Annotated in this window: 1 pseudogene; it reads right to left on the bottom strand. The window is 66.3% G+C overall.

The window, feature by feature from the left end:
- A pseudogene (locus U5760_RS31540) lies at positions 1–718 on the bottom strand (glycoside hydrolase family 19 protein); the annotation flags it as partial.

The following is a 718-nucleotide window of genomic DNA, read 5'->3' as shown; positions in this document are numbered from 1 at the left end:
GCACCGGTCCAGCGAGTCGTAGCGCCCCGGGTGGCCCATCAGGTCGCCCGCCTTGACGGGAATCCCGCCGCCTGTGCCCTGTAGATCGCCCGGGCTGCACGCCTGGTTCGTTGTGACGGTTACCCGGTCGAAGGTCGAATCCGGCATGGTTTCTTTCGCGACTGGCCCGCCGTTCTGCGCGCCCAGGAAAATCCAGCCGGTAATGGCTGCAGCGGGCGCGACATAGCCGCCCGCGACAGGGGCGTACAGCGTGGCTCCGTTCAGGTCCGTCAGTTGCCCCCACGTCGCGCCGTGCACCGTTTCCGTCTTGCCGATGCTGACGCTCGCGCCCTGCGGCAGGATGCCAAGGACGGAACCTTTGGGCGTCCTGCGCACGTGCAGGCCGACCTGTCCATCGGCAACCTGTCCGGCCACAGGGGTAGGTTTGTCCTGCGCGTAGTTCGTGATCGTCCACTGCCGCGACCAGTACGCCGGTTTCTGCCGCTTCGGGAAGTTGCTGTCGTAGTCGGCGCTGGACATCAGGTGCATGTACAGGCTGTAGAACGTCAGCTTCGTGCCGCGCGGAAACTCCATCTCGTGACGCACCAGCGCAAAACCCGTACTGAAGGGAGCCTGAAACGGCGCGTTACCGCCGTCCGCTGCCAGTTCACTGACCGGGTAGTCCCGGTTGGCGCGCCAGGCGACGAGCACGCCGTCCGCGATGCAACGCAATCCGGCG

This window comes from Paraburkholderia sp. J12 (assembly GCF_905220215.1).
Classification (GTDB): Bacteria; Pseudomonadota; Gammaproteobacteria; order Burkholderiales; family Burkholderiaceae; genus Paraburkholderia.
The sequence above is the reverse complement of the archived record's forward strand: the minus strand, read 5'-3'. Positions and strand labels throughout refer to the sequence as shown.